The sequence below is a fragment of the Klebsiella oxytoca NBRC 105695 genome, from assembly GCF_001598695.1.
GTDB lineage: Bacteria > Pseudomonadota > Gammaproteobacteria > Enterobacterales > Enterobacteriaceae > Klebsiella > Klebsiella oxytoca.
Genome location: NZ_BCZK01000003.1, coordinates 14,305 through 40,641 on the forward strand (window position 1 = coordinate 14,305; position 26,337 = coordinate 40,641).

General features: G+C 52.0%; 23 protein-coding genes. 22 read left to right on the forward strand and 1 reads right to left on the reverse strand.

Translation table 11 applies throughout. The features are described 5' to 3' along the window. Positions 1–146 precede the first annotated feature (146 nt). The 13 genes from asnC (at position 147) to KO1_RS06005 (ending at position 11,646) form a co-directional block, all read left to right on the forward strand. On the forward strand, positions 147–605 hold the full coding sequence (asnC, locus tag KO1_RS05945; RefSeq protein WP_004107306.1) for a transcriptional regulator AsnC: 459 nt from the start codon (positions 147–149) through the stop codon (positions 603–605). Between the two features lie 92 nt (positions 606–697). Then, positions 698–1,138: an FMN-binding protein MioC gene (gene mioC, locus KO1_RS05950; RefSeq protein ID WP_004107304.1), complete on the forward strand. Its 441-nt coding sequence runs from the start codon at positions 698–700 to the stop codon at positions 1,136–1,138. 381 nt (positions 1,139–1,519) lie between these two features. Next, positions 1,520–3,409, forward strand: a complete 1,890-nt coding sequence (mnmG, locus tag KO1_RS05955) for a tRNA uridine-5-carboxymethylaminomethyl(34) synthesis enzyme MnmG (protein ID WP_004116749.1) — start codon at positions 1,520–1,522, stop codon at positions 3,407–3,409. Between the two features lie 112 nt (positions 3,410–3,521). After that, entirely contained in the window at positions 3,522–4,145 is a 624-nt protein-coding gene (rsmG, locus tag KO1_RS05960) for a 16S rRNA (guanine(527)-N(7))-methyltransferase RsmG (RefSeq protein WP_004107299.1), read from the forward strand. Positions 4,146–4,761: 616 nt separating this feature from the next. Next, positions 4,762–5,142, forward strand: coding sequence for a F0F1 ATP synthase subunit I (gene atpI, locus KO1_RS05965; RefSeq protein WP_004107297.1), 381 nt, complete (start codon positions 4,762–4,764; stop codon positions 5,140–5,142). Positions 5,143–5,150: 8 nt separating this feature from the next. Further along, on the forward strand, positions 5,151–5,966 hold the full coding sequence (atpB, locus tag KO1_RS05970) for a F0F1 ATP synthase subunit A (RefSeq protein WP_004107295.1): 816 nt from the start codon (positions 5,151–5,153) through the stop codon (positions 5,964–5,966). Positions 5,967–6,014: 48 nt separating this feature from the next. After that, entirely contained in the window at positions 6,015–6,254 is a 240-nt protein-coding gene (gene atpE / locus KO1_RS05975; RefSeq protein WP_000429386.1) for a F0F1 ATP synthase subunit C, read from the forward strand. 56 nt (positions 6,255–6,310) lie between these two features. After that, on the forward strand, positions 6,311–6,781 hold the full coding sequence (atpF, locus tag KO1_RS05980) for a F0F1 ATP synthase subunit B (RefSeq protein ID WP_004107293.1): 471 nt from the start codon (positions 6,311–6,313) through the stop codon (positions 6,779–6,781). A 14-nt stretch (positions 6,782–6,795) separates the two neighbouring features. Continuing rightward, positions 6,796–7,329: a F0F1 ATP synthase subunit delta gene (gene atpH, locus KO1_RS05985; RefSeq protein WP_004107287.1), complete on the forward strand. Its 534-nt coding sequence runs from the start codon at positions 6,796–6,798 to the stop codon at positions 7,327–7,329. A 12-nt stretch (positions 7,330–7,341) separates the two neighbouring features. Next, complete coding sequence (atpA, locus tag KO1_RS05990) at positions 7,342–8,883, forward strand: F0F1 ATP synthase subunit alpha (RefSeq protein WP_004107281.1); 1,542 nt, start codon at positions 7,342–7,344, stop codon at positions 8,881–8,883. Positions 8,884–8,933: 50 nt separating this feature from the next. After that, positions 8,934–9,797: a F0F1 ATP synthase subunit gamma gene (gene atpG, locus KO1_RS05995; RefSeq protein ID WP_004107278.1), complete on the forward strand. Its 864-nt coding sequence runs from the start codon at positions 8,934–8,936 to the stop codon at positions 9,795–9,797. A gap of 26 nt (positions 9,798–9,823) precedes the next feature. After that, positions 9,824–11,206, forward strand: a complete 1,383-nt coding sequence (atpD, locus tag KO1_RS06000; protein ID WP_004107276.1) for a F0F1 ATP synthase subunit beta — start codon at positions 9,824–9,826, stop codon at positions 11,204–11,206. A 20-nt stretch (positions 11,207–11,226) separates the two neighbouring features. Then, the gene (locus KO1_RS06005; RefSeq protein ID WP_004107274.1) at positions 11,227–11,646 is read left to right on the forward strand and encodes a F0F1 ATP synthase subunit epsilon; all 420 of its coding nucleotides are present in this window, start codon (positions 11,227–11,229) and stop codon (positions 11,644–11,646) included. A gap of 415 nt (positions 11,647–12,061) precedes the next feature. On the opposite strand, the gene KO1_RS06010 is transcribed toward KO1_RS06005, so the two are convergent. After that, complete coding sequence (locus KO1_RS06010; protein ID WP_004107271.1) at positions 12,062–14,233, reverse strand: right-handed parallel beta-helix repeat-containing protein; 2,172 nt, start codon at positions 14,231–14,233, stop codon at positions 12,062–12,064. Between the two features lie 345 nt (positions 14,234–14,578). Here KO1_RS06010 and glmU point away from each other — a divergent pair, with 345 nt between their 5' ends. The 9 genes from glmU to KO1_RS06055 all read left to right on the forward strand — a co-directional run bounded on the left by glmU (position 14,579) and on the right by KO1_RS06055 (position 26,283). Then, positions 14,579–15,949, forward strand: a complete 1,371-nt coding sequence (gene glmU / locus KO1_RS06015) for a bifunctional UDP-N-acetylglucosamine diphosphorylase/glucosamine-1-phosphate N-acetyltransferase GlmU (RefSeq protein WP_024274852.1) — start codon at positions 14,579–14,581, stop codon at positions 15,947–15,949. A 180-nt stretch (positions 15,950–16,129) separates the two neighbouring features. Beyond that, positions 16,130–17,959 (forward strand): glutamine--fructose-6-phosphate transaminase (isomerizing), encoded by a 1,830-nt coding sequence (gene glmS / locus KO1_RS06020; protein ID WP_004107265.1) that lies wholly within the window; start codon positions 16,130–16,132, stop codon positions 17,957–17,959. A gap of 316 nt (positions 17,960–18,275) precedes the next feature. Beyond that, on the forward strand, positions 18,276–19,316 hold the full coding sequence (gene pstS / locus KO1_RS06025; protein ID WP_004107263.1) for a phosphate ABC transporter substrate-binding protein PstS: 1,041 nt from the start codon (positions 18,276–18,278) through the stop codon (positions 19,314–19,316). 191 nt (positions 19,317–19,507) lie between these two features. Next, positions 19,508–20,467, forward strand: coding sequence for a phosphate ABC transporter permease PstC (pstC, locus tag KO1_RS06030; protein ID WP_004107261.1), 960 nt, complete (start codon positions 19,508–19,510; stop codon positions 20,465–20,467). Further along, on the forward strand, positions 20,467–21,357 hold the full coding sequence (gene pstA, locus KO1_RS06035; protein WP_004107257.1) for a phosphate ABC transporter permease PstA: 891 nt from the start codon (positions 20,467–20,469) through the stop codon (positions 21,355–21,357). The genes pstC and pstA overlap by 1 nt, the downstream gene beginning before the upstream one ends. A 47-nt stretch (positions 21,358–21,404) precedes the next feature. Then, a complete protein-coding gene (gene pstB / locus KO1_RS06040; protein ID WP_004107254.1) occupies positions 21,405–22,178 on the forward strand; it encodes a phosphate ABC transporter ATP-binding protein PstB in 774 nt (257 codons plus the stop codon). Positions 22,179–22,227: 49 nt separating this feature from the next. Next, complete coding sequence (gene phoU, locus KO1_RS06045) at positions 22,228–22,953, forward strand: phosphate signaling complex protein PhoU (protein ID WP_004107251.1); 726 nt, start codon at positions 22,228–22,230, stop codon at positions 22,951–22,953. A gap of 476 nt (positions 22,954–23,429) precedes the next feature. Beyond that, positions 23,430–25,076: a carbohydrate porin gene (locus KO1_RS06050; protein ID WP_004107248.1), complete on the forward strand. Its 1,647-nt coding sequence runs from the start codon at positions 23,430–23,432 to the stop codon at positions 25,074–25,076. A gap of 40 nt (positions 25,077–25,116) precedes the next feature. Continuing rightward, on the forward strand, positions 25,117–26,283 hold the full coding sequence (locus KO1_RS06055) for an alpha/beta hydrolase-fold protein (protein ID WP_024274851.1): 1,167 nt from the start codon (positions 25,117–25,119) through the stop codon (positions 26,281–26,283). The last annotated feature ends 54 nt before the right edge of the window (positions 26,284–26,337 follow it).

Consider the following 26,337-nt stretch of genomic DNA (forward strand, 5'->3'; position numbering starts at 1 on the left):
TAACTCCTGCGTCCTGTTGCCATTGATTAAGCAACAAAACAGCGCTGCAATTCAATAATCCCACAACAAAAAGCCTGCATCGATTTTGATTCATTAAAATTTGAGGCTAAAATAGAAAGATTCGTCAAACTTCATAAGAAAAACCTATGGAAAATTATCAGATCGACAATCTGGACCGAGGCATCCTTGAGGCCTTAATGGCCAACGCGCGCACCGCTTATGCTGAACTGGCAAAACAGTTTGGCGTCAGTCCGGGAACCATTCACGTTCGCGTGGAGAAGATGAAGCAGGCCGGAATTATCACTGGCGCACGCATTGACGTGAGCCCAAAGCAGCTGGGCTACGATGTGGGATGTTTTATCGGCATCATTCTGAAAAGCGCCAAAGACTATCCCTCGGCGCTGGCGAGGTTAAACAGTCTGGATGAGGTTACCGAAGCGTATTACACCACCGGGCACTACAGTATCTTTATAAAAGTCATGTGCCGATCGATCGATGCGCTCCAGCATGTACTTATCAACAAGATCCAAACAATTGATGAAATTCAGTCCACCGAAACGCTGATCGTGCTGCAAAACCCGATCATGCGTACCATCCGCCCGTGAACGGACTATTTAATCCCACATTTTTCCACAGGTAGATCCCAGCTCGCTCACAGCGTACAATACGCCACTCTGGAAAAGTGGAGCGGGCGATCATGGCAGAGATAACTCTTATCAGCGGCAGTACGCTGGGTAGCGCAGAATATGTGTCAGAACATCTGGCGGAAAAGCTGGAAGAGGCTGGTCACAGCACGACTATTCAGCACGGCCCGCTGATTGACGATCTACAGGCGGAAGGGATCTGGCTGGTTATCTCTTCTACTCATGGCGCCGGCGACATTCCCGATAACCTGCTGCCTTTTTATGAAGCGCTTCAGGAAAAGCAGATCGACCTTTCTGCGGTCCATTTTGGCGCAGTCGGTATCGGTAGTCGTGAATATGACACCTTCTGCGGAGCGATTGATAAGCTGGAGTCGGCGCTGAAGGCCTGCGGGGCAAAACAGATTGGCGAAACGCTAAAAATTAACGTCCTCGAACATGAAATTCCGGAAGATCCGGCTGAGGTCTGGCTGGGATCCTGGCAAAAATTGCTCTGAGAATTGTAAAGATCATACTTTCTTCTGTGGATAACTATGCTTAAAAGCTTGGATCAACCGGTAGTTATCCAAAGTATAACCGTAGACTGATTTTTGTGCTGTGTATAACCATTCATTTTGATCCCAGCTTATACGGACCAGGATCACCGATCATTCACAGAAAGCGATCCTTCTTAAACGATTGATCTTAAATCTTGGATCCGACTTATCCACAAGACAAGCCGATCCTAATAAGAGATCACAATAAAACAGATCTCTAAATAAAAGATCTTCTTTTTAATACTCAGGATCCCGGCGCTTTCTCGAAAGGCGAAAGTTGAGTAGAATCCACGGCCCGGGCTTCAATCCATTTTCAAACCGCTTTATGCGAGGCATACCACCATGTTTTATCAGGATCCTTTTGACGTCATCATCATTGGCGGGGGTCATGCAGGCACTGAGGCCGCAATGGCCGCAGCGCGAATGGGTCAACAGACTCTGCTTTTGACACACAATATCGACACGCTAGGGCAAATGAGCTGTAACCCGGCGATTGGCGGCATTGGGAAAGGACACCTGGTAAAAGAAGTGGATGCGCTTGGCGGCCTGATGGCGAAGGCCATTGACCATGCCGGTATCCAGTTTAGGATACTAAACGCCAGCAAAGGCCCAGCCGTACGGGCGACTCGCGCTCAGGCCGATCGCGTGCTTTATCGGCAAGCCGTACGCACGGCCCTGGAGAATCAGCCTAATTTGATGATCTTCCAGCAGGCCGTTGAAGATCTGATTGTGGAGAACGATCGCGTGGTGGGTGCTGTTACCCAGATGGGGCTTAAATTCCGCGCCAAAGCGGTAGTGCTGACCGTAGGGACATTCCTCGACGGTAAGATCCATATCGGACTCGATAACTACAGCGGCGGTCGCGCTGGCGATCCTCCGTCGATCCCGCTGTCTCGCCGTTTACGTGAACTGCCGCTACGCGTCAGCCGCCTGAAAACCGGTACCCCACCGCGTATTGATGCGCGGACCATTGATTTCAGCGTTCTGGCTCAGCAGCACGGCGACGATCCAATGCCGGTTTTCTCGTTTATGGGGAATGCTTCCCAGCACCCGCGTCAGGTACCGTGCTATGTCACGCATACCAACGAGAAAACCCACGATGTGATCCGCAATAACCTCGATCGTAGCCCGATGTATGCCGGCGTGATTGAAGGGATCGGCCCTCGCTACTGTCCTTCGATCGAAGACAAGGTGATGCGTTTTGCCGATCGCAATCAGCATCAGATCTTCCTCGAGCCGGAAGGACTGACGTCGAACGAAATTTATCCAAATGGCATCTCCACCAGCCTGCCGTTTGATGTCCAGATGCAAATCGTCCGCTCAATGCAGGGGATGGAAAATGCAAAAATCGTTCGCCCCGGCTACGCTATCGAGTACGATTTCTTCGATCCGCGTGACCTGAAACCAACGCTGGAAAGTAAATTTATCCATGGCCTGTTTTTTGCGGGCCAGATTAACGGCACTACCGGTTATGAAGAAGCGGCCGCTCAGGGCCTGCTGGCAGGCCTGAACGCAGCCCGCTTCTCTGCCGAGAAAGAGGGATGGGCGCCGGGTCGCTCCCAGGCCTACCTTGGCGTCCTGGTGGACGATCTGTGTACGCTCGGCACCAAAGAGCCGTACCGCATGTTTACTTCACGTGCGGAATACCGCCTGATGCTGCGTGAAGACAACGCCGATCTGCGCCTGACTGAGCAAGGCCGTGAACTGGGCCTGGTAGATGATGAACGCTGGGCGCGTTTCAACGAGAAGCTTGAGAGTATTGAACGTGAACGTCAGCGCCTGAAATCCAGCTGGGTAAATCCGCTGGCGGAAAGCGCCGCTGAAGTTAACGCACAGCTGACGGCGCCTTTGTCTCGTGAAGCTAACGGTGAAGATTTGCTCCGTCGTCCGGAAATGACCTACGAACAGCTGGTGAAGATGTCGCCATTCTCGCCGGGTCTTGAAGACAAGCAGGCCGCGGAACAGGTTGAGATTCAGGTAAAATACGAAGGCTACATCGCGCGCCAGCAGGATGAGATTGAGAAACAGCAGCGCAATGAAAACACGTTGCTGCCTGCCACGCTTGATTATCGCCAGGTGAATGGGCTGTCGAACGAAGTCATTGCTAAGTTGAACGACCACAAGCCGTCTTCAATAGGGCAGGCATCGCGTATTTCCGGCATTACGCCTGCGGCAATCTCGATTTTGCTGGTGTGGTTGAAAAAGCAGGGAATGCTGCGCCGTAGCGCCTGACTTTCCCTGAACGATACATTTGGCGGATAGCGCATAAGATATCCGCCTGGTTTATATCCAGCCCGGTAAGCGCATCGCCTCCGGGCTCATTGTTTTTAAACAGGTACCGAACGTGATCAACAAACTTTCTCGTCTGCTTGATGAAGCGGGTATTTCACTTACCGATCACCAGAAAAATCAGCTGGTCGCCTATGTAGGCATGCTGGATAAGTGGAATAAGGCCTATAACCTTACCTCGGTTCGCGATCCGGATGAGATGCTGGTACGCCACATTCTCGATAGCATTGTTGTTGCGCCATACCTTAAAGGAACGCGTTTTATCGATGTGGGTACCGGACCGGGTCTGCCGGGGATCCCGCTGGCTATCGTACGCCCTGAATCTCATTTCACCCTGCTGGATAGCCTCGGTAAACGAGTACGTTTCCTGCGACAGGTCCAGCATGAGTTAAAACTGGATAACATCACGCCGGTACAAAGCCGCGTGGAAGCGTTTCCGGCTGAACCGCCGTTTGATGGCGTGATCAGCCGCGCTTTTGCGTCGCTGAATGATATGGTGAGCTGGTGCCATCATTTACCGGCGCAGGACGGTCACTTCTATGCGCTCAAAGGGTTAGCGCAAGAAGATGAAATGGCCAATCTTCCGGAAGGGTTTGCCATTAGTGATGTTTTCGAACTGCATGTTCCTCAGCTGGATGGTGAGCGTCACCTTGTGGTGGTCCAGCCAAAAATGATTTAATTTTTATCAAAAAATGTGAAAAAAAACCGGGTTGTGCATGTTACAAAAATAAAAGTCACGGCAGGGTAGTATCGGATAAGATTTAACCTTGTTGTTACCATGGTTTTTCTTTCGGTTAACTTTGCGCTGTTGCTTTACCAGGAGAATAGTCAACATTGAAAATATCAGTACGCTAAAAATCTCGCTGCTTGCACTTCATACTGATGTTAAATTTTTATTATGAATGTCAATAAAAGGTTTTTATTGTATATGGGATTGTTTTAGAAAGAATACCCACTTTTTATGTTGAATATCAATTGGATAAAAAATTGAGTTTTATGTACAGAATTAATTCGATTTCACGAAAAATGTTTATTATGTGATCTGATGCACGCTTTAATAGCCGTGTTTTCGCGGTATTTGCAGTTTTGCATGACGGCTCACAGATTGGTGAAATGCATGAAAAGTTGTCAGTCGGAAAATAATTAAACATTTATTCACTATTTTGCTACTTATTGTTTGAAATCACGGGGCGTCACCGTATAATTTGTCCGCTTTTTGATGCTTGACTCTTCGTCTTAAAGGACGTTTTATACGACACGCGACATACCTCGAAGGGAGCAGGAGTAAATACGTGATGTCAGTGTCGCTCTTGAGTCGAAACGTTGCTCGTAAGCTTCTGTTTATTCAGTTACTGGCGGTAATAGCAAGTGGACTGCTGTTCAGCCTCAAAGACCCTTTCTGGGGCATCTCCGCCGTTAGCGGAGGTTTGGCGGTTCTTTTGCCAAATATGATTTTTATGATTTTTGCCTGGCGTCATCAGGCGCATACACCTGCTAAAGGCCGAGTGGCCTGGACCTTCGCTCTCGGCGAAGCTTTCAAGGTGTTGTTGACCTTCGCCCTTCTGGCGGTGGCGCTGGCGGTTTTCAAAGTGGTGTTTTTGCCGCTGATAGTGACGTGGGTTTTGGTGCTGGTGGTACAAGTTCTGGCGCCAGCTGTAATTAACAACAAAGGGTAAAAGGCATCATGGCTTCAGAAAATATGACGCCGCAGGAATACATAGGACACCATCTGAATAACCTTCAGCTGGACCTGCGTACTTTCTCGCTGGTGGATCCGCATAACCCCCCGGCCACCTTCTGGACGCTCAACATTGACTCCATGTTCTTCTCGGTGGTGCTTGGTCTGTTGTTCCTGCTTATGTTCCGTAGCGTAGCCAAAAAGGCGACCAGCGGCGTACCGGGAAAATTCCAGACCTTTATCGAGATGATCATCGGCTTCGTCCATGGCAGCGTTAAAGACATGTACCACGGCAAGAGCAAGGTTATCGCTCCGCTGGCCCTCACCGTGTTCGTTTGGGTATTCCTGATGAACCTGATGGACCTGCTGCCTATCGACCTGTTGCCATACATCGGTGAACACATTTTCGGCCTGCCAGCACTGCGCGTGGTTCCGTCTGCGGACGTCAACATCACCCTGTCGATGGCGCTTGGCGTGTTTATCCTGATTCTTTTCTACAGCATCAAAATGAAAGGCGTGGGCGGGTTCGTTAAAGAACTGACCCTGCAGCCGTTCAATCACTGGGCGTTCATTCCTGTCAACTTAATCCTTGAAGGGGTAAGCCTGCTGTCTAAACCTGTATCTCTGGGTCTGCGACTGTTCGGCAACATGTATGCCGGTGAGCTGATTTTCATTCTGATTGCTGGTCTGTTGCCGTGGTGGTCACAGTGGGTTCTGAATGTGCCGTGGGCCATTTTCCACATCCTGATTATTACGCTGCAAGCCTTCATCTTCATGGTTCTGACGATCGTCTATCTGTCGATGGCATCTGAAGAGCATTGATTTTTTACCAACATACTACGTTTTAACTGAAACAAACTGGAGACTGTCATGGAAAACCTGAATATGGATCTGCTGTACATGGCTGCCGCTGTGATGATGGGTCTGGCGGCAATCGGTGCTGCGATCGGTATCGGCATCCTCGGGGGTAAATTCCTGGAAGGCGCAGCGCGTCAACCGGATCTGATTCCTCTGCTGCGTACTCAGTTCTTTATCGTTATGGGTCTGGTGGATGCTATCCCGATGATCGCTGTAGGTCTGGGTCTGTACGTGATGTTCGCCGTCGCGTAGTAAGTTGTTCGAAAGAAACCTAAGCCACAGAGTTATTTTTTAAGAGGTATTGTGCTGTGAACATGAACGCAACAATCCTCGGCCAGGCCATCGCGTTTGTTATCTTCGTATGGTTCTGCATGAAGTATGTATGGCCGCCGTTAATGGCTGCCATCGAAAAGCGCCAGAAAGAAATTTCTGACGGTTTAGCTTCTGCAGAACGCGCTAAGAAAGATTTGGACCTTGCACAGGCCAACGCGACCGACCAGCTGAAAAAAGCGAAAGCGGAAGCCCAGGTAATCATCGAGCAGGCGAACAAGCGTCGCTCTCAGATTCTGGACGAAGCCAAAGCTGAAGCAGAACAGGAACGCACTAAAATCGTCGCACAGGCGCAGGCTGAAATCGATGCCGAACGTAAACGTGCTCGCGAGGAGCTGCGTAAGCAGGTCGCTATCCTGGCTGTTGCTGGCGCCGAGAAGATCATCGAACGTTCCGTGGATGAAGCTGCTAACAGCGACATCGTGGATAAACTTGTCGCTGAACTGTAAGGAGGGAGGGGCTGATGTCTGAATTTGTAACGGTAGCTCGCCCCTACGCCAAAGCAGCTTTTGACTTTGCCGTCGAACACCAAAGCGTAGAGCGCTGGCAGGATATGCTGGCGTTTGCCGCTGAAGTGACTAAAAACGAACAAATGGCAGAGCTACTCTCTGGCGCGCTGGCGCCGGAAACGCTCTCTGATGCGTTTATCGCGGTTTGTGGTGAGCAACTGGACGAAAACGGTCAAAACCTGATTCGGGTAATGGCTGAAAATGGTCGTCTGAATGCGCTCCCTGATGTTCTTGAGCAGTTCATTCACCTGCGCGCTGCCAGTGAGGCAACCGCAGAGGTAGAAGTTATTTCTGCCGCTCAGATGAGCGAAGAACAGCTTGCGAAAATCACCAGCGCGATGGAAAAACGTCTGTCACGCAAAGTTAAGCTGAATTGCAAAATCGATAAGTCTGTAATGGCAGGCGTTATCATCCGTGCGGGTGATATGGTCATTGATGGCAGCGTACGCGGCCGTCTTGAACGCCTTGCAGACGTCTTGCAGTCTTAAGGGGACTGGAGCATGCAACTGAATTCCACCGAAATCAGCGAACTGATCAAGCAGCGCATTGCTCAGTTCAATGTTGTGAGCGAGGCTCATAACGAAGGTACTATCGTTTCTGTAAGTGACGGTGTTATCCGCATTCACGGCCTGGCCGATTGTATGCAGGGTGAGATGATCGCTCTGCCGGGTAACCGTTACGCTATCGCACTGAACCTGGAGCGCGACTCCGTTGGTGCGGTTGTGATGGGTCCGTACGCTGACCTCGCCGAAGGCATGAAGGTTAAATGTACTGGCCGTATCCTTGAAGTTCCGGTTGGCCGCGGCCTGCTGGGACGTGTGGTTAACACTCTGGGTGCACCGATTGATGGTAAAGGTCCGCTGGAGCACGACGGCTTCTCTGCCGTTGAAGCTATCGCTCCGGGCGTAATCGAACGTCAGTCCGTCGATCAGCCGGTGCAGACCGGTTATAAATCCGTTGATGCCATGATCCCAATCGGTCGTGGTCAGCGTGAACTGATCATCGGCGACCGTCAGACCGGTAAAACCGCTCTGGCAATCGACGCCATCATCAACCAGCGTGATTCCGGCATCAAGTGCGTCTACGTGGCAATCGGCCAGAAAGCGTCCACCATTTCTAACGTGGTGCGTAAACTGGAAGAACACGGCGCGCTGTCTAACACCATCGTTGTGGTTGCAACCGCATCTGAATCCGCCGCGCTGCAATACCTGGCTCCGTATGCCGGTTGCGCAATGGGTGAATACTTCCGTGACCGCGGTGAAGATGCGCTGATCATTTATGATGACCTGTCTAAACAGGCCGTTGCTTACCGTCAGATTTCCCTGCTGCTCCGCCGTCCGCCTGGACGTGAAGCATTCCCGGGCGACGTATTCTACCTCCACTCTCGTCTGCTGGAGCGTGCTGCACGTGTTAACGTCGAATACGTTGAAGCTTTCACCAAAGGTGAAGTGAAAGGTAAAACCGGTTCTCTGACCGCTCTGCCGATTATCGAAACCCAGGCGGGTGACGTTTCTGCGTTCGTTCCGACCAACGTAATTTCTATTACCGATGGTCAGATCTTCCTGGAAACCAACCTGTTCAACTCCGGTATTCGTCCTGCGGTTAACCCGGGTATCTCCGTATCCCGTGTTGGTGGTGCAGCTCAGACCAAGATCATGAAGAAACTGTCCGGTGGTATTCGTACCGCGCTGGCACAGTATCGCGAACTGGCGGCGTTCTCGCAGTTTGCTTCTGACCTTGACGATGCAACCCGTAAGCAGCTGGACCACGGTCAGAAAGTAACTGAACTGCTGAAACAGAAACAGTATGCGCCGATGTCCGTTGCGCAGCAGTCTCTGGTTCTGTTCGCGGCAGAACGTGGTTATCTGGCGGATGTAGAGCTGGCGAAAATCGGTAGCTTTGAAGCCGCTCTGCTGGCTTACGTCGACCGTGATCACGCTCCGTTGATGCAAGAGATCAACCAGTCCGGTGGCTATAACGACGAAATCGAAGGCAAGCTGAAAGGCATCCTCGATTCCTTCAAAGCAACCCAATCCTGGTAAAGTCTGGCGGCTTGCTTTAGGGCAGGCCGCAAGGCATTGAGGAGAAGCTCATGGCCGGCGCAAAAGAGATACGTAGTAAGATCGCAAGCGTCCAGAACACGCAAAAGATCACTAAAGCGATGGAAATGGTCGCCGCTTCCAAAATGCGTAAATCGCAGGAGCGCATGGCAGCCAGCCGTCCTTATGCAGATACGATGCGCAAAGTGATCGGTCACCTTGCGAACGGTAATCTGGAATATAAGCACCCTTACCTGGAAGAACGCGACGTTAAACGCGTGGGCTACCTGGTGGTGTCTACCGACCGTGGTCTGTGTGGTGGCTTGAACATTAACCTGTTCAAAAAGCTGCTGGCGGAAATGAAAGCATGGTCCGATAAAGGCGTTCAGTGCGAACTCGCAATGATCGGCTCGAAGGGCGTGTCTTTCTTTAATTCCGTTAGCGGTAATGTTGTCGCCCAGGTGACGGGTATGGGGGATAACCCATCCCTGTCCGAACTGATCGGTCCGGTAAAAGTGATGTTGCAGGCCTACGATGAAGGCCGTCTGGACAAGCTGTATATTGTCAGCAACAAATTTATTAACACCATGTCTCAGGTTCCAACCATTACTCAGCTGCTGCCGTTACCGGCTTCAGAAGATGGTGAGTTGAAGCGTAAATCCTGGGATTACCTGTATGAACCCGATCCGAAAGCGCTGCTGGATACCCTGCTGCGTCGTTATGTGGAATCTCAGGTTTATCAGGGCGTGGTAGAAAACCTGGCCAGCGAGCAGGCCGCACGTATGGTGGCGATGAAAGCCGCGACCGACAATGGCGGCAGCCTGATTAAAGAGCTGCAGTTGGTATACAACAAAGCTCGTCAGGCCAGCATTACTCAGGAACTCACCGAGATCGTCGGTGGAGCATCCGCGGTATAACCAGGTTAATTCGTAGAGGATTCAAGATGGCTACTGGAAAAATTGTCCAGGTAATCGGCGCCGTGGTCGACGTCGAATTCCCTCAGGATGCCGTACCGCGCGTGTACGAGGCTCTTGAGGTACAAAATGGTAGTGAGAATCTGGTGCTGGAAGTTCAGCAGCAGCTCGGCGGCGGTATTGTTCGTACCATCGCCATGGGTTCTTCCGACGGTCTGCGTCGCGGTCTGGAAGTCAAAGACCTCGAGCATCCGATCGAAGTCCCGGTAGGTAAAGCAACGCTGGGTCGTATCATGAACGTACTGGGCCAACCGGTAGACATGAAAGGCGACATCGGCGAAGAAGAGCGTTGGGCGATTCACCGCGCAGCGCCTTCCTACGAAGAGTTGTCAAACTCTCAGGAACTGCTGGAAACCGGCATCAAAGTTATCGACCTGATGTGTCCGTTTGCGAAGGGCGGTAAAGTTGGTCTGTTCGGTGGTGCGGGTGTAGGTAAAACCGTAAACATGATGGAGCTGATCCGTAACATCGCGATCGAGCACTCCGGTTACTCCGTGTTTGCGGGCGTAGGTGAACGTACTCGTGAGGGTAACGACTTCTACCACGAAATGACCGACTCCAACGTTATCGATAAAGTATCCCTGGTGTATGGCCAGATGAACGAGCCGCCGGGAAACCGTCTGCGCGTTGCGCTGACCGGCCTGACCATGGCTGAGAAGTTCCGTGACGAAGGTCGTGACGTTCTGCTGTTCGTCGATAACATCTATCGTTACACCCTGGCCGGTACTGAAGTATCCGCACTGCTGGGTCGTATGCCTTCAGCGGTAGGTTACCAGCCGACTCTGGCGGAAGAGATGGGCGTTCTGCAGGAACGTATCACCTCCACCAAAACGGGTTCTATCACTTCCGTACAGGCGGTATACGTACCTGCGGATGACTTGACTGACCCGTCTCCAGCCACCACCTTTGCGCACCTTGACGCAACCGTGGTACTGAGCCGTCAGATCGCTTCTCTGGGGATTTACCCGGCAGTTGACCCGCTGGACTCCACCAGCCGTCAGCTGGATCCGCTGGTTGTTGGCCAGGAGCACTACGACACCGCTCGTGGCGTTCAGTCCATCCTGCAGCGTTATCAGGAACTGAAAGACATTATCGCCATCCTGGGTATGGATGAACTGTCTGAAGAAGATAAACTGGTGGTAGCTCGCGCACGTAAGATTCAGCGCTTCCTGTCCCAGCCGTTCTTCGTGGCAGAAGTATTTACCGGTTCTCCGGGCAAATACGTCTCCCTGAAAGACACCATCCGTGGCTTTAAAGGCATCATGGAAGGCGAATACGATCACCTGCCGGAGCAGGCGTTCTACATGGTCGGTTCTATCGACGAAGCCGTGGAAAAAGCCAAAAAACTTTAACGCCTTAATCGGAGGGTGATATGGCAATGACTTACCACCTGGACGTCGTCAGCGCAGAGAAACAAATGTTCTCTGGTCTGGTCGAGAAAATCCAGGTAACGGGTAGCGAAGGTGAACTGGGTATTTACCCGGGGCACGCGCCGCTGCTCACCGCCATTAAGCCTGGTATGATTCGCATCGTTAAGCAGCACGGTCACGAAGAATTTATCTACCTGTCAGGCGGCATTCTTGAAGTGCAGCCGGGTAGCACGACCGTTCTGGCTGATACGGCAATTCGTGGCCAGGATCTCGACGAAGCGCGAGCCCTGGAAGCGAAACGTAAGGCTGAAGAGCACATTAAGAGCTCTCATGGTGACGTGGATTACGCTCAGGCGTCCGCGGAACTGGCCAAAGCGATCGCTAAACTGCGCGTTATCGAGTTGACCAAAAAAGCGATGTAACACCGGCTTGAAAGTTAAAAAGCCAGTCTGGTTTCCAGGCTGGCTTTTTTTATGGCTTCGTTTCAGAAATAACAAAACTAAAAAGATGGTTTAAAAAATTTGTGATGAACATCTCATTTTTGTTGATCGTTTGGAGAATGCAGCGTAGACTTTGTTTTGTGATGTAAGTCACAAAAAATGCATCATAAAACGTAATCACTATCCAGGAAGAGATCATGAAACTGCTTAATAAAATCGTCGCTTTCTTCAGTGCTATGAACGTAACCTTCGGTACGTTCAACCACTAAGAAGTCAACTTTCCAGGCTGTTTTTGCGCTGTACCGCTAACTAAAACGACAACACATGCGGTGTGAAACAGACAGAAAGTGAAAAGGTCGCCCCAGGGCGACCTTTATGTTTTTCACGTATAGCGGGGTTAATTACGGCTGAGGAAGTTACCGGTATTGAAGCTGCCGTCAGCCTCACGTATTAGCGGGTCAGGCAGCGCCAGAGTCTGGTAATCGGCGCTGTTAATGCTTTTTCCTTGAGCGTTGATGCTTTTACCACCGTGGATAAAGTAGTTGCTATCGTCGATATTCCCGACAACGGCATCGTCATATTTCCCCGGCTGGCTACGTAAGGAAAGGTTCTCGCTGAACGTGCCCTGGGTTTCCGGCGCGCCGTATGGGCTTGGGCGGAACAGGTAGTTAAAGCGCTGGTTATCCACCGCGACGTTGTTGACCACTACCAGCTTGCCGGGATTGAAGTTGTCGGTGAAACCGTCGAGATGGTTCCCGATGGCGATGCTGTTACGTACCTCATGAGCAACCGGCTGCCCTTCCCCGCCGAGCTTAAAACCGTTGCTGGTATTATTGCGGGCAATAGAGTTCTCGATCACCACAACGCCGTTTGCACCGTCCTCAATCTTATTAAACAGATCGAAACCGTCGTCGATGTTATCGTGCGAGTAACAGCCTTCCAGCCGGTTCCCCTCTCCTACGCGCATTTTTACAGCGAAGCCATCGGCGTTTATTTTTCCTGGATCTTCGTTGCTAAAGGATTCTGAATTCACCACCCGGTTATAGCTGGCCCACAGCGGGCGTCCTACATCCGCCGGTGAGGAAATTTGAATGCCGGTATCATCGTTACGATAAGCGGTGACGTTCTCAATCAGGTTATGGCTACCCTGTATGCGCAGGCTCTTATCCGTAATATCTACTCCAACGATATGCCAGTAGCTGGCATCCAGCAGTAGCCCGTGTATTACCGCTTTACCGGCGGCTTTCAGGGTCTTGGTTTTGTCTTTCAGGCCGCTGGCGCTCAGAGGGATGACGGTTTGCGGGTAGTCTCCGGCGGCTAATATAATTTCCCCGCCAGCGGGTACGAGCTCGACGGCGGAGGCTAAATCCAACGGCGACTCTGCCGTGCCTTTGGCCTGCGCTTGCCCCTCAGGTGCAGCATAGAGCGTATTGCCTGTGATATTGGCACTCTGTTCCACCGTCAGCGTCTGGGTCAGCGTTTTTGCGCTGGTGGTCGGCGTAAAGGTAACTTCGAACGTGCTTTTATCTTTCAGAACGGCAGGCTGGGTAAACATCTCACCGGCTTTCACGGCTTTATCCTGCCCGATCACCACTTCATCCTGGCGAACGGTGATGCGCCCGTCACTATTGGTACGCGCCTGTAGGATGTACTTTTTGTCCTGGCTTTTTGTTCCCGAGGCAATTTGCATGACCGGCGGCCAGCTTTTAGCGATGTACGGCGCAGAGGGAACAGTATTTGCCGCTGACGTGGTGAGCGAGGCGTTGCTGACGGTGATTTTAGCGTTACGAGAAGCAAAAAAACCGACGTAGTAATGTTCTTTATCCTGTTGAGCAATCAGATCGGCGTGAGGAACCTGCTGGCTTACCCATTTTTCACTGCCCGTAGCTGCCCAGGAAGTAATAAACCCGTCGTTGGTGCGTTCCAGCCTGAGCTGGAACGTCGGCGTTTGCTGTATATCGATTTTTTCTTTATAACTCTGACGCTTTATTGATGCCCCCGCATTGCCCCACGGTTGGGTTATCCCTTCCCGGCTGATAGCCTGCAGCTTAATATGCGAGTGATCTTTTTTATCCTGCGTCATAATGGCGTTCATCACCATATTGGACGCCGCCGGGAACTCTTCATAACCGACCTTCAGCGGCTGTTGACGCGGAACTCCTATTACATCGCGCACCAGCAGTCCTGCCCCTTCCTGTGCTGCCGGGCGAGCGCCATTTTCCGGGCCAAACTGATTGACGGTCACCGTTGCCTGCAGGATAAAATTCTGGCTGGTCGGAAGTTGGGTATAAAAGAAGGTCAGTCCGTCGTGGGAGTTGGCAATTTTACCTCCCCGGCTTTCAATAGTAATGGGTTGGCTGAGATCGGCGACGTCCTGCGGCGTCAGTTTTTTACCGGCGATAGTGACATCATTGACGCCAATCTTTTCAGGCAGAACATTCGAGGAAAAATTGCTGTCCGTGGATTGCCCGAAGGCGATAGCGCGCCACTGAGGGCCTTCGTTGGCCTGCAGCGGTAGCGCGATCATCGTACTGCAAAGGGTTAATGCCAAAGGTATTTTGTTATTCATTCTTTTCTCCTGGGTAATTATTAATCGGCATTATCAGGAAAATGAAATGGCGTTTCTATTTATCACGTCACAATTAATGAATATTAAAACTGCGTTTTATTTTATGGGTTTTCTTTATTTACCCGCCAAAAAAACAGCAAAAGCAGAGGGATAGCCTGGCCACCCCCTCATAAAAATGATTTTTTTGCGCGAAACGGGTTTGCGCTGACTAAAAATAGCCCCCTAAAATGATGTATTGCGTGAAGCCTGCGCGTTTTATCTCCGTCTCGTTTCATGATGAAAAATATGTAGATATTTCAACGTGAAAGGCTTTTACTTTTCGTTCTAACAGCAGTCAGGATGCGTATGTCAAACAGTCCGATGAGCGTGGTGATTCTTGCCGCAGGCAAGGGTACCCGCATGTATTCCGATCTTCCCAAGGTGCTGCATTCGCTGGCCGGCAAGCCAATGGTTCAGCATGTCATTGATACGGCTAAAGAATTAGGTGCTTCCGCTGTCCATTTGGTCTACGGGCACGGCGGCGATCTCCTTCGCCAGACGCTGCACGAAGATAAGCTAAATTGGATCTTACAGGCTGAACAGCTGGGTACCGGCCACGCCATGCAGCAGGCGGCGCCGTTCTTCAAAGATGATGAAGATATCCTCATGCTGTACGGCGATGTACCGTTGATTTCCGTCGAAACATTAAAGCGCCTGCGAGAAGCGAAACCGCAGGGCGGCATCGGTTTGCTGACGGTGAAGCTGGACGATCCGACCGGCTATGGCCGCATTACGCGCCATAACGGTGCGGTAACCGGCATTGTTGAGCATAAAGACGCCAGCGAAGAGCAGCGTCGGATTCAGGAAATTAATACCGGAATTCTGGTCGCCAACGGGGCGGATCTCAAACGCTGGCTGGCTAAGCTGACCAATAACAACGTGCAGGGCGAATATTACATTACCGATATTATCGCCATGGCCTATGCCGAAGGTCGCGAAATCGCGGCAGTCCATCCTCAGCGCCTAAGCGAAGTGGAAGGCGTGAATAACCGGCTGCAGCTATCCCGCCTGGAACGCGTCTGGCAGTCTGAAAAGGCGGAGGCACTTCTGCTCGCAGGCGTAATGCTTCGCGATCCGGCGCGTTTTGACCTGCGCGGCGTGCTGAAACACGGGCGCGATGTCGAAATAGATACTAACGTTATTCTCGAGGGGCATGTTGTTCTGGGCAATCGGGTGAAGATCGGCTCCGGCTGCGTGATCAAGAACAGTACCATTGGCGATGACTGCGAGATCAGTCCTTATACCGTAGTGGAAGATGCTCATCTTGAGGCCGCCTGTACTATCGGGCCATTCGCACGGCTGCGCCCTGGCGCGGAGCTCCTGGAAGGCGCGCACGTCGGTAACTTTGTCGAAATTAAAAAGGCGCGTCTGGGGAGAGGCACGAAAGCCGGGCATCTTTCCTACCTCGGAGACGCTGAGATTGGCGATAACGTCAATATCGGCGCCGGCACCATCACCTGTAACTATGATGGCGCAAATAAACATAAAACGGTGATCGGCGATGACGTGTTTGTTGGTTCGGACAGCCAGCTGGTCGCTCCCGTGACCATCGGCAAGGGAGTCACCATTGCTGCAGGAACGACGGTAACGCGCAACGTTGCCGACGATGAGTTAGTTTTAAGCCGCGTGCCGCAGGTTCATAAACAGGGCTGGCAGCGCCCGGTGAAGAAGAATTAACGCTTTTCTCTTTCGCCCTTTTGGGGGAAAGAGCGGGGTGAGGGGATAAAATAATCCTCCCCCCACGGCAGTGCCCATAAAAATAACCCCACTCTCTACAAGGCTCGGGGCGCCCGGAAAAACGGGTAAACAGGTTGACCGACAACGTATGGCATACAGCCAAAATCGGAATGAAAAACTATGTGTGGAATTGTTGGCGCAGTCGCGCAGCGTGATATTGCTGAAATCCTTCTCGAAGGTTTACGTCGTCTGGAATACCGCGGTTATGACTCCGCCGGTCTGGCAGTCGTCGATAACGAAGGTCATATGAACCGCGTTCGTCGCCTTGGGAAAGTCCAGATGCTGGCCCAGGCGTTGGAGGAACATCCGTTGCACGGTGGGACGGGAATTGCCCATACCCGCTGGGCGACGCACGGCGAACCCTCTGAAGGCAACGCGCATCCGCATGTTTCTGACCATATTGTGGTCGTGCATAACGGAATTATCGAGAACCATGAGCCGCTGCGCGAGCTGTTGCAGTCGCGGGGCTACGTTTTCGCCTCCGAGACTGACACCGAAGTTATTGCGCATCTGGTTCACTGGGAGCTGGAACAAGGCGGCACCCTGCGTGATGCTGTTCTGCGGACTATCCCGCAGCTTCGCGGCGCTTACGGTACCGTGATTATGGATTCCCGCGATCCGGGTACGCTGCTGGCCGCTCGTTCGGGCAGCCCGCTGGTTATTGGCCTGGGGATGGGAGAAAACTTCATTGCCTCCGATCAGCTGGCGCTCCTGCCGGTTACCCGCCGCTTTATCTTCCTCGAAGAGGGGGATATTGCGGAAGTCACCCGTCGTTCGGTCACTATCTTTGATAAATCCGGCGCCGAAGTGCTGCGCCCGGATATTGAATCCAGTCTGCAGTACGATGCAGGCGATAAAGGTATCTATCGCCACTATATGCAGAAAGAGATCTACGAGCAGCCGAACGCGATCAAAAATACCCTCTCCGGGCGCATTAGCCACGGTGAAGTTGATTTAAGCGAACTGGGCCCGCAGGCTAACGAGCTGCTGTCTCAGGTCGAGCATATTCAGATCATCGCCTGCGGTACCTCCTACAACTCAGGAATGGTTTCCCGTTACTGGTTTGAATCGCTGGCCGGTGTGCCGTGTGATGTCGAAATCGCTTCTGAGTTCCGCTATCGTAAATCGGCCGTGCGTCGCAACAGCCTGATGATCACCCTCTCGCAGTCCGGCGAAACGGCGGACACCCTCGCAGGTCTGCGCCTGTCGAAAGAGCTGGGCTATCTGGGCTCGCTGGCGATTTGTAACGTGCCGGGTTCATCACTGGTGCGGGAGTCCGATCTGGCGATGATGACCAATGCCGGGACGGAAATCGGCGTCGCTTCGACTAAAGCCTTCACTACGCAATTGACCGTTCTGCTGATGCTGGTGGCGAAACTGGCGCGTCTTAAGGGCCAGGATGCCGCGATTGAACACGATATCGTGCATGGCCTGCAGGCGCTGCCGAACCGCATTGAGCAGGTGCTCTCGCAGGACAAGCGCATTGAGGCGCTGGCTGAGAATTTCTCTGATAAACATCACGCGCTGTTCCTCGGACGTGGCGATCAGTACCCCATTGCCCTTGAAGGGGCGCTGAAGCTGAAAGAGATCTCCTATATTCACGCGGAAGCCTATGCCGCTGGCGAGCTGAAGCACGGTCCGCTGGCGCTGATTGATGCAGAAATGCCGGTGGTTGTGGTCGCGCCGAACAACGAACTGCTGGAAAAGCTGAAATCTAACATTGAAGAGGTTCGCGCCCGCGGCGGCCAGCTGTACGTCTTTGCTGACGGCGATGCGGGTTTCACCAGCAGCGATAATATGCACATCATTGAGATGCCGCACGTTGAAGAGGTGATCGCGCCAATCTTCTATACTGTACCGCTGCAGCTGCTGGCTTATCACGTCGCGCTGATCAAAGGAACTGACGTCGATCAGCCGCGTAACCTGGCGAAATCGGTGACCGTGGAATAACGGTTTTTACATCGTGACAGGGCTGCCATCCGGCAGCCCTTTTTATTTGCGGCGAACGGCGAGATCCCACCCGCTTTATGACAGTCTGTCATTTTTGCGACGCTTTTTTGCCGTCATAAAAATAAAATTTTTCGGCAATATTTTCCTCATTATCTTTATTAACAATATGATTTGTATTGTTTTTATTTATCGTAAAATCCCGCCTTTTGGCTTGTCATAAAACTGTAATAATTCGTACATTTTACTGTCACCTGTTTGTCCTATTTTGCTCACCATAGCTTCGAAACAATGGTTTACGAATCCAGCAGGAGACATTATGAACGTTATGCGTACCACCGTCGCAACAGTTGTCGCCGCGACCTTATCGATGAGTGCTTTCTCTGTTTTTGCAGCAGCAAGCCTGACTGGCGCTGGCGCAACTTTCCCCGCGCCGGTGTATGCCAAATGGGCAGATACCTATAACAAGGAAACGGGTAATAAAATCAATTACCAGGGTATCGGCTCCTCTGGCGGCGTAAAACAAATTACGGCCAACACCGTAGATTTCGGTGCCTCTGATGCCCCTCTGGCTGACGACAAACTGGCTCAGGAAGGTCTGTTCCAGTTCCCGACCGTGATCGGCGGCGTGGTGCTGGCGATCAACCTGCCTGGCGTGAAATCAGGCGAGCTGGTGCTTGACGGTAAAACGCTGGGTGATATCTACCTGGGCAAAATCAAAAAATGGGATGACGAAGCGATTGCTAAGCTCAACCCAGGTATGAAGCTGCCTTCTCAGAACATCGCGGTTGTTCGCCGTGCGGATGGCTCCGGCACCTCCTTCGTTTTCACCAGCTACCTGGCGAAGGTGAACGAAGAGTGGAAATCTAAAGTCGGCGCGGGTTCAACCGTTAACTGGCCGACCGGGCTGGGCGGTAAAGGCAACGACGGCATCGCCGCGTTCGTTCAGCGTCTGCCGGGCTCAATCGGCTACGTAGAATATGCCTACGCGAAACAGAACAACCTTGCTTATACCAAACTGCTGTCTGCCGATGGCAAGCCGGTGAGCCCGACGGAAGACAACTTCGCTAACGCGGCGAAAGAAATCGACTGGAGCAAATCCTTTGCACAGGATCTGACTAACCAGAAAGGCGACAATGCCTGGCCGATCACTTCTACCACCTTCATCCTGGTTCACAAGGCTTCCAACAAGCCAGAGCAAACCGCTGAAGTGCTGAAGTTCTTCGACTGGGCGTATAAGAACGGCGGTAAAGAAGCTAATGCGCTGGATTATGCCACCCTGCCGGATAGCGTGGTTGAGCAAGTTCGCGCAGCATGGAAGACCAACGTAAAGGACAGCAGCGGTAAAGCGCTGTACTAATACCCGTCTTACGTCGAGTTACAGGGACGATGGCAGCGCTTGTTCATCCCGGGAGCATAGATACGCTATGTGACCAGGGTGAACAAGCTTGCTACCTGCCTGCAGCTCGAATTATTTAGGGTATGGCATTACCTTTGCCAGAAAGATCAGTAAACTACGATTTTTTCTGGCCCGAAACTGAAGAGTAACGTATGGCTGCAACCAAGCCGGCATTTAACCCTCCGGGGAAAAAGGGTGACATAATTTTCAGCGTGCTGGTAAAACTGGCGGCGCTGATTGTGCTATTGATGCTTGGCGGCATCATCGTCTCCCTTATCATCTCGTCCTGGCCAAGCATTGAGAAATTTGGCTTTGCCTTTCTGTGGACCAAAGAGTGGGATGCGCCAAACCAGATTTTCGGCGCCCTGGTGCCCATTTACGGGACGCTGGTCACCTCATTTATCGCGCTGCTGATCGCCGTACCGGTGAGCTTCGGTATCGCGCTGTTCCTGACGGAACTTTCACCCGCCTGGCTGAAGCGCCCGCTGGGTATCGCTATTGAACTGCTGGCCGCCATCCCCAGTATCGTTTACGGCATGTGGGGTCTGTTTATTTTCGCTCCACTGTTTGCGACTTACTTTCAGGAGCCGGTTGGCAACGTTTTGTCGACCATTCCGTTCGTTGGCGCGCTCTTTGCGGGTCCGGCGTTTGGTATCGGCATTCTGGCGGCCGGCGTCATTCTGGCCATCATGATCATTCCTTACATCGCTGCCGTTATGCGTGACGTTTTTGAACAGACGCCGGTAATGATGAAAGAGTCCGCATACGGTATCGGTTGTACAACATGGGAAGTTATCTGGCGTATCGTTCTGCCCTTTACCAAAAACGGCGTGATTGGCGGGGTGATGCTCGGACTGGGGCGCGCGCTGGGGGAAACCATGGCGGTAACCTTTATTATCGGCAACACCTACCAGCTCGATAGCGCTTCGCTGTATATGCCAGGTAACAGCATCACCTCCGCGCTGGCGAATGAGTTTGCCGAAGCGGAAACCGGACTGCACGTTGCAGCCTTGATGGAACTGGGTCTGATTCTGTTCGTTATCACCTTTATTGTTCTGGCCGCATCAAAGTTTATGATCATGCGCCTGGCTAAGAACGAGGGGGCACGCTAATGGCGACGATTGAATTACAAACCACCGCAGAGCTGGCGGAATCCCGTCGCAAAATGCAGGCGAAACGCCGCATGAAAAACCGCCTCGCCCTGACGCTATCGATGGCGACCATGGCGTTTGGCCTGTTCTGGCTTATCTGGATCCTGATGTCCACCGTCACTCGCGGCATCGACGGCATGAGCCTGGCGCTGTTTACCGAAATGACGCCGCCGCCTAATACGGCGGGCGGCGGTCTGGCGAACGCCCTGGCAGGTAGCGGATTGTTGATCCTGTGGTCGACGGTTATCGGTACCCCTCTGGGCATTCTGGCGGGGATTTATCTGGCGGAATATGGCCGTAAATCCTGGCTGGCTGAAGTCATTCGTTTTATTAACGACATCCTGCTTTCCGCGCCGTCGATTGTGGTCGGTCTGTTTGTATACACCATCGTCGTTGCGCAAATGCAGCACTTTTCCGGCTGGGCGGGCGTGATTGCGCTGGCGCTGCTGCAGGTGCCTATCGTGATTCGTACTACTGAAAATATGCTGAAGCTGGTGCCGGATAGCCTGCGCGAAGCGGCCTATGCGCTCGGTACGCCAAAGTGGCGAATGATTTCTGCGATCACCCTGAAAGCATCGGTCTCCGGCATTATGACCGGTATCCTGCTGGCCATTGCCCGTATCGCCGGGGAAACGGCGCCGCTGCTGTTCACCGCGCTCTCCAATCAGTTCTGGAGCACCGACATGATGCAGCCGATCGCTAACCTGCCGGTAACGATTTTCAAATTTGCCATGAGTCCCTTTGCGGAGTGGCAGCAACTGGCATGGGCCGGGGTATTGATTATCACCCTGTGCGTATTGCTGCTGAACATTCTGGCGCGCGTTATTTTCGCGAAGAATAAACACGGTTAATTTTTGCGGCGCGGCGAAACGCGGCGCCGAACGAGGAAAAGAACGAGATGAGTATGGTGAATACGACCCCGGGTAAGCTTTCAGTTCGTAACCTGAACTTCTACTACGGAAAATTCCATGCCCTGAAAAACATCAACCTGGATATCACAAAAAACCAGGTGACGGCGTTTATCGGTCCGTCAGGCTGCGGTAAATCCACGCTGCTGCGTACGTTCAACAAAATGTTTGAGCTGTACCCGGAGCAGCGTGCAGAAGGTGAAATTCTGCTGGATGGCGATAATATTCTGACCAATACCCAGGATATCGCGCTGCTGCGTGCCAAAGTCGGCATGGTATTCCAGAAGCCGACGCCGTTCCCGATGTCTATCTATGACAATATCGCCTTTGGCGTGCGTCTGTTCGAGAAACTCTCCCGCGCGGATATGGACGAGCGAGTGCAGTGGGCTTTGACCAAAGCCGCATTATGGAATGAAACCAAAGATAAACTGCATCAGAGCGGATATTCTCTCTCCGGCGGTCAGCAGCAGCGTCTGTGTATCGCGCGCGGTATCGCTATTCGTCCGGAAGTGCTGCTGCTGGATGAGCCCTGTTCGGCGCTGGACCCGATCTCTACCGGGCGTATTGAAGAGCTGATCACCGAACTGAAACAGGATTACACCGTCGTTATCGTGACTCACAACATGCAGCAGGCCGCGCGTTGCTCCGACCATACGGCGTTTATGTATCTTGGCGAGCTGATTGAATTCAGCAACACGGACGATCTGTTTACCAAACCCGCTAAGAAGCAAACTGAAGATTATATTACTGGCCGCTACGGTTGATTGCCCTTCTGCTTTCAGGCTCTAACCTATTGGGCAATCAGGAGATACCATGGATAACCTAAATCTTAATAAACATATTTCCGGCCAGTTCAATGCCGAACTGGAGTACATCCGCACCCAGGTCATGACCATGGGTGGGCTGGTGGAGCAGCAGCTTTCTGATGCTATCACCGCGATGCATAACCAGGACAGCGAACTGGCAAAGCGCGTTATCGACGGCGATAAGCAGGTCAATATGATGGAAGTGGCGATCGATGAAGCCTGCGTGCGCATCATCGCCAAGCGTCAGCCGACCGCCAGCGACCTGCGCCTGGTGATGGCGATTATCAAAACCATCGCCGAACTGGAACGTATCGGTGACGTTGCGGATAAAATCTGCCGCACAGCGCTGGAAAAGTTCTCCCAGCAGCACCAGCCGCTGCTGGTGAGTCTGGAATCGCTGGGGCGCCATACCGTGCAGATGCTGCACGATGTGCTGGATGCTTTTGCCCGTATGGACCTTGATGAAGCGGTGCGGATTTATCGTGAAGATAAGAAAGTCGACCAGGAATATGAAGGCATCGTGCGCCAGCTGATGACCTATATGATGGAAGATTCGCGCACTATTCCCAGCGTCCTGACCGCGCTGTTCTGCGCCCGCTCGATTGAGCGTATTGGCGACCGCTGCCAGAATATCTGCGAATATATTTTCTACTTCGTTAAAGGTCAGGATTTCCGTCACGTTGGCGGCGACGAACTGGATAAACTGCTGGCGGGAAAAGATCCTAAAGAGTAATGAATCACAGAGACTAATTCTGATATAAGGATATATCAGAATTAGTTATGATTAATGCAGTGGCTATTTTTTTTATTCGCAAAAATTGATGCGATTTTCATCACAAATAATAATTTCGCCAATTGTGGTTTGATTTTTATAGCGTAACAATGTGGTTCATTAATCGGGTGACTTGTCGTTACAGGGCCCGAATAAGTACGCTGGATTGTTACTGCGTAAGCAGGCAAAACCTGACATCACCGTTAACCGGGTGATGTCAGGTTTTTTTTTGCCAAATAATCCACCCGCAGTAAATGAATGGGATTGTTACCGCCGTGCGGGCAAAACCTGAAGAAAATCGCCTCTGTTTTATACAGGGAGTTTTCTTCAGGTTTTTTTATGCGATGCAAGGATGTCTGAGAATACACCATGCCTTCACGCAGGTTGTTATTTTTTCGCGATATTCAATTGCACTCATGTTTATATAAAGGGAACTTATGTTTAAAAAAAATCTGATTACATCTGCCATACTTATTATGGCACCGCTCGCTTATTCGACGCATGCTCTGGCGGAATCGCTAACGGTCGAACAGCGCCTTGAGCTTCTGGAAAAGGCGCTTAAAGATACGCAGTCCGAACTTAAAAAATATAAAGATGAAGAGAAAGCCAGAAATCAAATCTGGATCGCCAATACGCAGTCCGGTACCAACACACAACGTGCTTCTACGCAGGTTGCCAGCGCTCCCGCACCGGCCGGCGGCGCAGAAAAACCAGCCGCGGTTCTGGTGAAAAACGAACAGCCCGCGGCGAATGGCGAGTCCATTTATAGCTCGATGACAATGAAGGATTTCAGCAAGTTTGTGAAGGATGAAATTGGCTTCAGCTATAACGGCTATTACCGTTCCGGCTGGGGGACCGCATCTCATGGTTCACCAAAGTCCTGGGCGATTGGCTCGCTCGGTCGCTTCGGTAATGAATACTCTGGCTGGTTTGATTTACAGCTTAAGCAGCGGGTCTATCAGGAAGACAATAAGCGGGTTGATGCCATCGTGATGCTTGACGGTAACGTCGGGCAGCAGTATTCCTCCGGCTGGTTTGGCGATAACGCTGGCGGCGAGAACTATATGCAGTTCTCTGATATGTACGTAAATACCAAAGGTTTCCTGCCATTCGCACCGGAGGCGGATTTCTGGGTGGGTAAGCACGGCGCGCCGAAAATTGAAATCCAGATGCTGGACTGGAAAACGCAGAGAACCGATGCCGCAGCAGGCATTGGTCTTGAAAACTGGAAAGTGGGCGCGGGTAAATTTGATATCGCGCTGGTGCGCGAGGACGTCGATGACTACAACCGCACGTTGACCAAAAGCCAGCAAATTAACACCAATACTATTGATATTCGTTATAAAGAGATCCCTCTTTGGGATAAAGCATCACTGATGGTCAGCGGTCGTTATGTCGCGGCCAATCAGAGCTCATCTGAGAAATATAATGAAGGTAATAATGGATATTATGAATGGAAAGATACCTGGATGGCGGGAACGTCGTTAACGCAGAAGTTTGATAACGGCGGATTTAACGAATTTTCCTTCCTGCTGGCAAATAACTCCATCGCCAGCAGCTTCTCGCGCTACGCGGGATCCAGCCCGTATACCACCTTTAACGGCAGATACTATGGCGATCACACCAACGGCACCGCCGTTCGTTTGACCTCTCAGGGAGAAACCTATTTGAGTGATGACATCATTCTGGCGAACGCCATCGTTTACTCTTTTGGTAATGATGTCTACAGCTACGAGACCGGCGCGCACTCTGATTTTGAGTCTATTCGCGCCGTCGTGCGCCCGGCCTGGATTTGGGATAAATATAACCAGACCGGCGTTGAGCTGGGCTATTTCAAGCAGCAGAACAAAGATATCACCGGCAAGAAATATAACGAATCCGGCTACAAAACCACCCTGTTCCATACCTTTAAAGTGAATACCAGTATGCTGACCTCCCGCCCGGAAATTCGTTTCTATGCGACTTATATTAAAGCGCAGGATATCGACCTGGATAAGGCAGCCAACAGCAATACTCGCAGCATTTTTGAAGACGGTAAGAACGACCAGTTTGCCGTAGGCGCCCAGGCTGAAATCTGGTGGTAAGGCTGGTTCCGGTCAGGACAAATTCTCAAGAGGAATATCGATGAAACGACATGCTATTTACTTCGCTCTGGCGCTGGCAGGCGCTGCATTTACCGCTCATGCCGCGCCATTCCCGGCCACCCCGAGCGCGGCGATCCCGGTCAGCCAGTATATTACCCAGGTTAACGGCGATAAGAGCATTACCTTCCGCCTGTTTGCCCCGGATGCAAAACGGGTATCCGTGGTAACGGGGGCAACGCCGGATACCTTCGTCTCCCATGATATGACCAAAGACGAGCAGGGGATCTGGACATGGAAAAGCGAAGCGATGACCCCGAACCTTTACGAATATTATTTCGATGTCGACGGATTCCGTTCTGTCGACACCGGTAGCCGCTATCAAAAACCGCAGCGACAGGTGAATACCAGCCTGATTCTGGTTCCCGGCAGCATTCTTGACGATCGCGCGGTGGCTCACGGCGAGCTACGAACTCTGACCTATCACTCAAAGGCCCTGAATTCTGAGCGTCGCGCCTACGTGTGGACGCCGCCAGGCTATACCGGTAGCGGCGAGCCGCTGCCGGTGCTCTACTTCTATCACGGTTTTGGCGACAGCGGCCTGTCGGCTATCGATCAGGGACGTATCCCGCAAATCATGGATAACCTGCTGGCGGAAGGCAAAATCAAGCCCATGCTGGTAGTGGTGCCGGATACCGAAACCGATATTCCTGAAGCGGTTGCGGAAAACTTCCCGCCGCAGGAGCGGCGTAAAACCTTCTATCCGCTGAATGCGAAAGCGGCTGATAAAGAGCTGATGAACGATATTATTCCGCTGATTGATGAGCGCTTTAACGTGCGTAAAGACGCGGATGGCCGGGCGCTTGCCGGGCTGTCGCAGGGCGGTTATCAGGCGTTGGTCTCCGGAATGAACCATCTGGAGAGCTTCGGCTGGCTGGCAACCTTCAGCGGCGTAACGACAACGACGGTACCGGATGCCGGCGTTGAAGCACAGCTAAACCAGCCGCAGGCGATCAACAAGCAGCTGCGTAACTTTACCGTCGTCGTGGGTGAGAAAGACGTGGTCACCGGTAAAGATATCGCCGGCCTGAAAGCGGAGCTGGAGAAGCAGAAAATCAACTTTGATTACCATGAGTATCCGGGCCTCAACCATGAAATGGACGTCTGGCGCCCGGCCTACGCCGAGTTCGTTCAGAAGTTGTTCAAATAAAATTAAGGGGCCAGTTTGCTGGCTCCTTATCTTCAATACCTTGAGGGAGACAAT

Bases quoted from the DNA above. Each gene is read 5' to 3' on its own strand.
- asnC (WP_004107306.1), top strand. From the start codon at position 147: ATGGAAAATTATCAGATCGACAATCTGGACCGAGGCATCCTTGAGGCC.
- mioC (WP_004107304.1), top strand. From the start codon at position 698: ATGGCAGAGATAACTCTTATCAGCGGCAGTACGCTGGGTAGCGCAGAA.
- mnmG (WP_004116749.1), top strand. From the start codon at position 1,520: ATGTTTTATCAGGATCCTTTTGACGTCATCATCATTGGCGGGGGTCAT.
- atpI (WP_004107297.1), top strand. From the start codon at position 4,762: ATGTCAGTGTCGCTCTTGAGTCGAAACGTTGCTCGTAAGCTTCTGTTT.
- atpB (WP_004107295.1), top strand. From the start codon at position 5,151: ATGGCTTCAGAAAATATGACGCCGCAGGAATACATAGGACACCATCTG.
- atpE (WP_000429386.1), top strand. From the start codon at position 6,015: ATGGAAAACCTGAATATGGATCTGCTGTACATGGCTGCCGCTGTGATG.
- atpH (WP_004107287.1), top strand. From the start codon at position 6,796: ATGTCTGAATTTGTAACGGTAGCTCGCCCCTACGCCAAAGCAGCTTTT.
- atpA (WP_004107281.1), top strand. From the start codon at position 7,342: ATGCAACTGAATTCCACCGAAATCAGCGAACTGATCAAGCAGCGCATT.
- atpG (WP_004107278.1), top strand. From the start codon at position 8,934: ATGGCCGGCGCAAAAGAGATACGTAGTAAGATCGCAAGCGTCCAGAAC.
- atpD (WP_004107276.1), top strand. From the start codon at position 9,824: ATGGCTACTGGAAAAATTGTCCAGGTAATCGGCGCCGTGGTCGACGTC.
- KO1_RS06005 (WP_004107274.1), top strand. From the start codon at position 11,227: ATGGCAATGACTTACCACCTGGACGTCGTCAGCGCAGAGAAACAAATG.
- KO1_RS06010 (WP_004107271.1), bottom strand. From the start codon at position 14,233: ATGAATAACAAAATACCTTTGGCATTAACCCTTTGCAGTACGATGATC.
- glmU (WP_024274852.1), top strand. From the start codon at position 14,579: ATGTCAAACAGTCCGATGAGCGTGGTGATTCTTGCCGCAGGCAAGGGT.
- glmS (WP_004107265.1), top strand. From the start codon at position 16,130: ATGTGTGGAATTGTTGGCGCAGTCGCGCAGCGTGATATTGCTGAAATC.
- pstS (WP_004107263.1), top strand. From the start codon at position 18,276: ATGAACGTTATGCGTACCACCGTCGCAACAGTTGTCGCCGCGACCTTA.
- pstC (WP_004107261.1), top strand. From the start codon at position 19,508: ATGGCTGCAACCAAGCCGGCATTTAACCCTCCGGGGAAAAAGGGTGAC.
- pstA (WP_004107257.1), top strand. From the start codon at position 20,467: ATGGCGACGATTGAATTACAAACCACCGCAGAGCTGGCGGAATCCCGT.
- pstB (WP_004107254.1), top strand. From the start codon at position 21,405: ATGAGTATGGTGAATACGACCCCGGGTAAGCTTTCAGTTCGTAACCTG.
- phoU (WP_004107251.1), top strand. From the start codon at position 22,228: ATGGATAACCTAAATCTTAATAAACATATTTCCGGCCAGTTCAATGCC.
- KO1_RS06050 (WP_004107248.1), top strand. From the start codon at position 23,430: ATGTTTAAAAAAAATCTGATTACATCTGCCATACTTATTATGGCACCG.
- KO1_RS06055 (WP_024274851.1), top strand. From the start codon at position 25,117: ATGAAACGACATGCTATTTACTTCGCTCTGGCGCTGGCAGGCGCTGCA.